Annotated in this window: 6 protein-coding genes; 5 read left to right on the forward strand and 1 reads right to left on the reverse strand. The window is 71.7% G+C overall.

Annotated elements, in window-relative coordinates:
* The first annotated feature begins 111 nt into the window (after window positions 1-111).
* Window positions 112-1,860: an RNA polymerase sigma factor gene (locus ACFRMN_RS24790; protein ID WP_383022915.1), complete on the forward strand. Its 1,749-nt coding sequence runs from the start codon at window positions 112-114 to the stop codon at window positions 1,858-1,860.
* A 13-nt stretch (window positions 1,861-1,873) separates the two neighbouring features.
* On the opposite strand, the gene ACFRMN_RS24795 is transcribed toward ACFRMN_RS24790, so the two are convergent.
* The gene (locus ACFRMN_RS24795; RefSeq protein ID WP_383022917.1) at window positions 1,874-2,731 is read right to left on the reverse strand and encodes a hypothetical protein; all 858 of its coding nucleotides are present in this window, start codon (window positions 2,729-2,731) and stop codon (window positions 1,874-1,876) included.
* 40 nt (window positions 2,732-2,771) lie between these two features.
* Between ACFRMN_RS24795 and ACFRMN_RS24800 the strand changes: the two genes are divergently transcribed.
* The 4 genes from ACFRMN_RS24800 (at window position 2,772) to ilvD (ending at window position 7,283) form a co-directional block, all read left to right on the forward strand.
* The gene (locus ACFRMN_RS24800; RefSeq protein ID WP_383022919.1) at window positions 2,772-3,704 is read left to right on the forward strand and encodes a Ppx/GppA family phosphatase; all 933 of its coding nucleotides are present in this window, start codon (window positions 2,772-2,774) and stop codon (window positions 3,702-3,704) included.
* A 22-nt stretch (window positions 3,705-3,726) separates the two neighbouring features.
* Window positions 3,727-4,659 (forward strand): sugar phosphate isomerase/epimerase family protein, encoded by a 933-nt coding sequence (locus ACFRMN_RS24805; RefSeq protein ID WP_383022920.1) that lies wholly within the window; start codon window positions 3,727-3,729, stop codon window positions 4,657-4,659.
* Window positions 4,656-5,267: a TetR family transcriptional regulator gene (locus ACFRMN_RS24810; protein ID WP_383022922.1), complete on the forward strand. Its 612-nt coding sequence runs from the start codon at window positions 4,656-4,658 to the stop codon at window positions 5,265-5,267. Before ACFRMN_RS24805 ends, ACFRMN_RS24810 begins: the two co-directional genes overlap by 4 nt.
* Window positions 5,268-5,432: 165 nt before the next feature.
* Window positions 5,433-7,283: a dihydroxy-acid dehydratase gene (gene ilvD, locus ACFRMN_RS24815; protein WP_383022924.1), complete on the forward strand. Its 1,851-nt coding sequence runs from the start codon at window positions 5,433-5,435 to the stop codon at window positions 7,281-7,283.
* Window positions 7,284-7,451: the final 168 nt, after the last annotated feature.

The following is a 7,451-nucleotide window of genomic DNA, read 5'->3' on the forward strand; positions in this document are numbered from 1 at the left end:
ATCGGAACGTGCGATTCCTGTCCCCTTTTGAGGGATACCTTCACCCGTAAGGATTAATTGTGCTCAAGAGGTGTGAAGGGTGTGGGTCTCTCTGTCTAACGTCGCCGGGTGATGAGCAGCAGCCCCGACACCTCCACGCACACCACCGGCGCACACCGCGTGCCCCGTCGTGCGCCCCATCCGGTGCCGCGCCGCGAGGCCGCGCGTTACGAGCCGTATCTCGACGGTCTGTTCACCTACTGCCTCTCGGTGCTGTGCGACCACGACGTCGCGACCGAGGTGCTTGGCGAGGTGCTGTCCATCTCCGAGCGGCAGTACGGCCGTTGCCCCTCGGGCGACGAGGAGCGCAAGGCCTGGCTGTACGCGCTCGCCCGCTGGTCCTGTCTGCGCAGGCTCACCGAGCAGCGCCGCAGCCGGCTGGGGGCGCATTCGGCCCAGCGCGAGCCGGAACCCGCGCCGACGGAGGTGCTGGCGCCGGAGACCGCCGAGCGCCGACGGCGTGAACTCGCCCTGCTGGCCTGGCCGGAAGTCGCCGGTACGACCCCCGAGCAGCGCGAGATCCTGGAGCTGTCCGTACGCCACCAGCTGGGCCCGGTCGAGGTCGCCACCGTGCTGTCCATGGACCCGGCGGCGGCCCGTGAGCTGCTTGCCTCGGCCGCCTGTGAGGTGGAGCGCACCCGCGCCGCGCTCGCCGTCGTCGGCACCGGCGACTGCCCGTCCGTCGCCCGGCTCACCGGCGACCATCAGGTGCTGCTCTCCGCCGCGCTCCGGCGTGAACTGGTCCGGCACGTCGACGACTGCCCGCGCTGCCGGCGCGCCGCCGAGCGTGCCGAGGCGGCCGGACCATGGCCCGGGTCGCGCCTCTGCCTCCTCCTGGAAGGCCCGGACGGAGCCGCCGCGCGGTCCGCGCCGCCCGCCGTGCTGCCGCTCATCGAGGCGCCGAGAGAGGCCACGTACACGGCGATGGACAGGGCCCCCCGGGCGCGGGCCGCGGCGCCGCGCTTCGGCCGCAACGGCTTCCCCATGGACCCCAAGGACCGCGCCGCCCGTCGCGAACGGTTGCGGGCGCGGGCCGTGACCACCACCGTCGTGGCGACCGTCGTGGCCGCTCCCGTGCTCGCCCTCTGGGCGGCGTACCGCGGCGCGCCGGATACGGGGGACGGCCACGACGGCTCCTCCGTCAGCGCCGACGCGACCGAGGGCCCGCCCGGGAAGGACGGGAAGCCGCGCGAGCTCTACGAGAACGCGGGCGGCGCCCGGGACGGGTCGGGCTCGGGCCGCGGCCCGAGCGGGGAGGGCACCGCGCCCGGCCTCTCGGTCGAGGTCATCAGCGACGGCCTGCCCGTATCGCCGCCCCTCCCTGGGCAGCCGGCCCTCGGCCGCATCTCGGTCGAGGCGCGGCCCCACGGCGACACGACGATGGTCACGCTCCGGGCGTCGGGCGGTGCCCCCGTCTCCTGGACGGCGGGGACCAAGGCCCCCTGGCTCCGGCTGAGCCGTCACTACGGCACGCTCGCGCCCGGTGAGTCCTTCACCGTCCAGGTCTTCGTGGAACACCGGCGCGAACCGTCCGGACCGTGGAGCGCGCGGGTGGCGATCTATCCGGCGGGATCCGTGGTGAAGATCTACGGCTACGGCTCCAGACCGCCGTCCTCGGGGCACGCGGGCCGGCCGGGGTATCCCGGACACCCTGGACACCCCGGACACCCGGGGCACCCGGGATACCCCGTGGACCCCGGCCCTGGCGGGCCGACGCGGCCGGCTTCGGGGTCCTCGGATCCGACTGGTCCATCGGGGCCGTCCGACCCGCCGGACCCCTCGGCCCCGGACCCCTCGGACACGAGCACCCCGGAAAGCTAGACGGACAAGAGGTCTAGCTCCTGTCCGCGTGCTGCGGCGGGTCCGCCGGATGCGGCGCCACCAGCGGAAGCTCGCTCGCCATGCGCTGCTCGCACAGCTCGGCCAGCCGGTCGTACCCCTCCTTGCCCATCAGCTCGGTCAGCTCGGGCCGGTACGTCTTGTACACCGGTTCACCCGCGCCGTGCGCCGAGGTCGCCGAGGTGCACCACCAGTGCAGATCGTGGCCGCCCGGCCCCCAGCCGCGCCGGTCGTACTCACCGATGGACACCTGGAGCACGCGCGTGTCGTCGGGCCGCTCGATCCAGTCGTACGTCCGCCGGACCGGCAGCTGCCAGCAGACGTCCGGCTTCGTCTCCAGCGGCTCGCGCCCCTCACGCAGGGCCAGGATGTGCAGCGAGCATCCGGCGCCGCCCGCGAAGCCGGGGCGGTTCTGGAAGATGCAGGAGCCCTCCCACCGGCGTGTCTGACGCTCGCCGTCGTCGTCCGTCTGCGTCCAGCCGGTGGTCGTGCCCTCCTTGTGGAACTGCCAGAGGTCCGGCGTGAGGCGCCCCACATGGCCCGCGACGCGCTTCTCGTCGTCCTCGTCGGAGAAGTGCGCGCCCAGCGTGCAGCAGCCGTCGTCGGCGCGGCCCGCCTGGATGCCCTGGCAGCCGCTGCCGAAAACGCAGCTCCACCGTGAGGTGAGCCAGGTCAGATCGCAGCGGAAGACCTGCTCGTCGTCGGCGGGATCGGGGAACTCGGCCCAGGCGCGGGCGAAGTCCAGCCCCTTCTCGTCCGGGACGTCCCGGACGGTGCTCGCGGCCTCCTCCTGCTGGTACTGCTTCTTCGGGCCCTTGGCTTTGCCCGGCTTCGCCTTTTTCGTCTTTGGCACGGGTCCAGCGTATGCGCGCGGTCGCAGTAGCGTTCCGTTCATGAGACTCGGAGTCCTCGACGTCGGTTCGAACACGGTTCACCTGCTCGCGGTGGACGCCCACCGCGGCGCCCGCCCGCTGCCCGCGCACTCGTACAAGGCGGAGCTGCGGCTCGCCGAGCTCCTTGACGAGGACGGCGCGATCGGGCCCGACGGTGTCGACCGGCTCGTCTCGACGATCACTGACGCGCTCCAGGCCGCCGAGGACAAGGGCTGCGAGGACGTCCTGCCCTTCGCGACCTCCGCCGTGCGCGAGGCCAGCAACGCCGAGCAGGTCCTCGGGCGCGTCAAGAGCGAGACCGGCGTCGATCTGGAGGTCCTTACGGGCGAGGAGGAGGCCCGGCTCACCTTCCTCGCCGCCCGCCGCTGGTTCGGCTGGTCGGCCGGGAAACTGCTCGTCCTGGACATCGGCGGCGGCTCGCTGGAGATCGCGTACGGAATCGACGAGGAGCCGGACGCCGCCGTGTCGCTGCCCCTGGGCGCGGGCCGGCTGACCGCGGGCTGGCTGACCGGCGATCCGCCCGACCCCGTCGATGTGAAGGCGCTGCGCCGTCACGTACGGGCGCGGATCGCCCGTACGGTCGGGGAATTCTCGCGGTTCGGCAGCCCGGACCATGTCGTGGCGACGTCCAAGACCTTCCGGCAGCTGGCCCGGCTCGCCGGGGCCGCGCGCTCCGCCGAGGGGCTGTACGTGCAGCGCGAACTGAGTCGTACGTCACTGGAGGAGTGGGTGCCCAAACTGGCCACGATGAGCGCGCTCCAGCGCGCCGCGCTCCCCGGTGTCTCCGACGGCCGCTCGTCCCAGCTGCTGGCGGGAGCGCTGGTCGCGGAGGGCGCGATGGACCTGTTCGGGGTCGAGAGTGTGGAGATCTGCCCCTGGGCGCTGCGCGAGGGCGTCATCCTGCGGCGGCTCGATCAACTCCCGACCACGTAGAGGGTGCCCGTACGCTGTCTCCGTGGCAGAACCTGTGGTGCGCATCCCGGATACGAAGGTCGCGCTCTCGACGGCTTCGGTCTATCCGGAGTCCACGGCGACGGCCTTCGAGATCGCCGCACGCCTGGGGTACGACGGCGTCGAGGTCATGGTCTGGACCGATCCGGTCAGCCAGGACATCGAGGCGCTGCGCCGGCTCTCCGACTATCACGGGGTGCCCGTACTCGCCGTACACGCGCCCTGTCTGCTCATCACCCAGCGCGTGTGGTCCACCGATCCCTGGGTGAAGCTCCAGCGGGCGCGCGCGGCGGCAGAGAAGCTCGGCGCCTCCACTGTCGTCGTGCATCCGCCGTTCCGCTGGCAGCGGCAGTACGCGCGTGACTTCGTCACCGGGATATGGCGGATGGCGGACGAGACGGACGTACGGTTCGCCGTCGAGAACATGTACCCGTGGCGCTACCGCGACCGGGAGATGCTCGCCTACGCGCCCGACTGGGACGTGACCAAGTACGACTACCGGCACTTCACCGTCGATCTCTCGCACACCGCGACCGCCCGTACCGACGCCATGTCCATGATCGGCCGGATGGGCGACCGGCTGGGGCATGTCCATCTCGCGGACGGCAACGGGTCGGCCAAGGACGAGCATCTGGTGCCGGGCCGGGGCACGCAGCCGTGCGCCGAGCTGCTGGCGGGGCTGGCGGGCAGCGGATTCGACGGGCAGGTCGTGATCGAGGTGAACACGCGGCGCGCGATGTCGGCTGCGGAGCGCGAAGCCGATCTGGCGGAGGCGCTGGCGTTCGCCCGGCTGCATCTGGCCTCGTCCGCGCCCGCGTCGGCCCCTTCGCCCGTGCCGTCCTCGGTGACGCGGTCGGAGCCGTCCCCGGCGACGGAGTCGAAGGCGTCCTCGGCGCGGTCGCCCCGTACCGGCTCCTCGGGAGCGCGCCCGTCATGAACGGTACGGCTCCGCGGCGCCGCGGCCGCCCCGCCCGCAAGGCGGCCGACACCGGCCCCAGCGCCCAGCAGAAGATCCTCGAAGCCGCCCGTACGGAGTTCGCCGAGCGCGGGTACGACAAGACCTCCATCCGGGGCATCGCCAAGGCGGCGGGGGTCGACCCGGCACTCGTCCACCACTACTTCGGTACGAAGGACGAGGTCTTCGCAGCGGCCATCGAGGTCTCCTTCGAACCGGCCCTGATGCTGCCCACGCTGCTGGCCGGCGGACCGGACGGCATCGGGGAGCGGCTTGCCCGCTTCTTCATCGGCGTCTGGGAGAACCCGGTGACCCGGGCCCCGCTGCTGGCGGTCATCCGCTCCGCGCTGACGCAGGAGGCGGCGGCGAAGGTGCTGCGTACGTTCGTCCTGCGGCGGCTGCTGGAGCGGATCGCGGAGGATCTTGACGTACCGAACCCGACGTTCCGCGCCGAGCTGGCCGCTTCGCAGATGCTCGGAATCGCCTTCCTCCGCTATGTGATCAAGGCGGAGCCGCTGGCGTCGGCGGACACCGAGGAGATCATCACGATGGTGGCGCCCACGATTCAGCGCTATCTCGCCGAAGCCTGACCGAGGGCGCCGGAGCCTGACCGAACGCGCCGGAGCCTGACCGAAGGCTGAACGGCCGTTCCGTATGCCGGACGTCCTGTCCAGATCTTGGATCCGGGGCGTACGCTCGAAGAAGTCATTTCTGCCGAAGACCGGCTGACGGATCTGCTGAAGGAGCGAGCGACGATGCCCGAGCTGAGGTCCCGCACTGTCACCCACGGCCGCAATATGGCGGGCGCGCGCGCCCTTATGCGGGCATCGGGCGTAGCGAGCGAGGACATCGGCAAGCCGATCGTCGCGGTGGCCAACTCCTTCACCGAGTTCGTGCCCGGCCACACCCACCTCGCGCCGGTCGGCCGGATCGTCTCCGAGGCGATCAAGGCCGCGGGCGCCGTGCCGCGCGAGTTCAACACCATCGCCGTCGACGACGGCATCGCGATGGGCCACGGCGGAATGCTCTACTCCCTCCCGTCCCGCGATCTGATCGCCGACTCCGTCGAGTACATGGTCGAGGCGCACTGCGCGGACGCGCTGATCTGCATCTCCAACTGCGACAAGATCACCCCGGGCATGCTGATGGCCGCGATGCGCCTCAACATCCCCACGGTCTTCGTCTCCGGCGGCCCCATGGAGGCCGGCCGGGCGACCCTGGTGGACGGTACGGTCCGCAAGCTCGACCTGATCAACGCGATCTCGGACGCGGTCAACGAGAACGTCTCGGACGAGGACATCCTCCGTATCGAGGAGAACGCCTGCCCGACCTGCGGTTCCTGTTCCGGCATGTTCACCGCCAACTCGATGAACTGCCTGACCGAGGCCATCGGCCTCTCCCTGCCCGGCAACGGCTCGGTGCTGGCCACGCACACGGCGCGCAAGGCGCTGTACGAGAACGCGGGCCGCACGGTCGTCGAGATCACCAAGCGCCATTACGAGCAGGACGACGAGTCGGTCCTGCCGCGCTCCATCGCCACCCGGGCCGCCTTCGACAACGCCATGGCCCTCGACATCGCCATGGGCGGCTCCACCAACACCATCCTCCATCTGCTCGCCGCCGCCCAGGAGGCCGAGCTGGACTACGACCTCGCCGACATCGACGAGGTCTCGCGACGGGTGCCCTGCCTGACCAAGGTCGCGCCCAATGTGGCCCCCGGCGGCACGTACTACATGGAGGACATCCACCGGGCCGGCGGCATCCCCGCCATCCTGGGCGAGCTCTACCGCGGCGGTCTGCTCAACGAGGACGTGCACACCGTCCACTCGCCGAGCATCAAGGACTGGCTGGAGACCTGGGACGTCCGCGGCGGCTCACCGTCCGACGAGGCGGTCGAGCTGTGGCACGCGGCCCCCGGCTGCGTCCGCTCCGCCGAGGCCTTCTCCCAGTCCGAGCGCTGGGACACCCTCGACACCGACGCCGCGGGCGGCTGTGTCCGGGACGTGGCCCACGCGTACTCGAAGGACGGCGGCCTGGCGGTGCTGAAGGGCAACCTCGCCGTCGACGGCTGTGTGGTGAAGACGGCCGGCGTCGACGAGTCGATCTGGACGTTCGAGGGCCCCGCCGTCGTCTGCGAATCGCAGGAGGACGCCGTGGAGAAGATCCTCCGCAAGGAGATCACCGAGGGCGATGTCATCGTCATCCGCTACGAGGGCCCGCGCGGTGGCCCCGGTATGCAGGAGATGCTGTACCCGACCTCGTATCTGAAGGGCCGGGGCCTCGGCAAGTCCTGCGCGCTGATCACGGACGGCCGCTTCTCCGGCGGCACGTCGGGTCTCTCGATCGGCCACGCCTCTCCGGAGGCGGCCTCGGGCGGCACGATCGCGCTCGTCCACGACGGCGACCGGATCCGGATCGACATCCCGAACCGTACGATCGAACTCCTCGTCGGCGACGACGAACTGACGTCCCGTCGCGAGGCGCTGAACGGCGTGTACGCCCCCGCCTCCCGCGAGCGCAAGGTGTCGGTGGCGCTGCGCGCCTACGCGGCGATGGCGACGAGCGCGGACAAGGGCGCGGTCAGGGACGTCTCGCGGCTGGGCTGACCGCCCCCAGTACAACCGCCCCCAGTACAACCGCCCCCAGTACAACCGTCCCCAGTGCAACCGCCCCAGTACAAACCGTAGGTACCTGGCCGTGGGGGGGGGGGGGGGGGGGGGGGGGGGGGGGGGGGGGGGGGGGGGGGGGGGGGGGGGGGGGGGGGGGGGGCGTAC

The organism is Streptomyces sp. NPDC056835 (genome assembly GCF_042789485.1).
In the GTDB taxonomy this organism is placed as follows: Bacteria; Actinomycetota; Actinomycetes; order Streptomycetales; family Streptomycetaceae; genus Streptomyces.

What these genes read in the sequence shown, in the direction of transcription:
- ACFRMN_RS24790 (WP_383022915.1), top strand. Translation starts at nt 112, where the DNA reads ATGAGCAGCAGCCCCGACACCTCCACGCACACCACCGGCGCACACCGC.
- ACFRMN_RS24810 (WP_383022922.1), top strand. Translation starts at nt 4,656, where the DNA reads ATGAACGGTACGGCTCCGCGGCGCCGCGGCCGCCCCGCCCGCAAGGCG.
- ilvD (WP_383022924.1), top strand. Translation starts at nt 5,433, where the DNA reads ATGCCCGAGCTGAGGTCCCGCACTGTCACCCACGGCCGCAATATGGCG.
- ACFRMN_RS24800 (WP_383022919.1), top strand. Translation starts at nt 2,772, where the DNA reads ATGAGACTCGGAGTCCTCGACGTCGGTTCGAACACGGTTCACCTGCTC.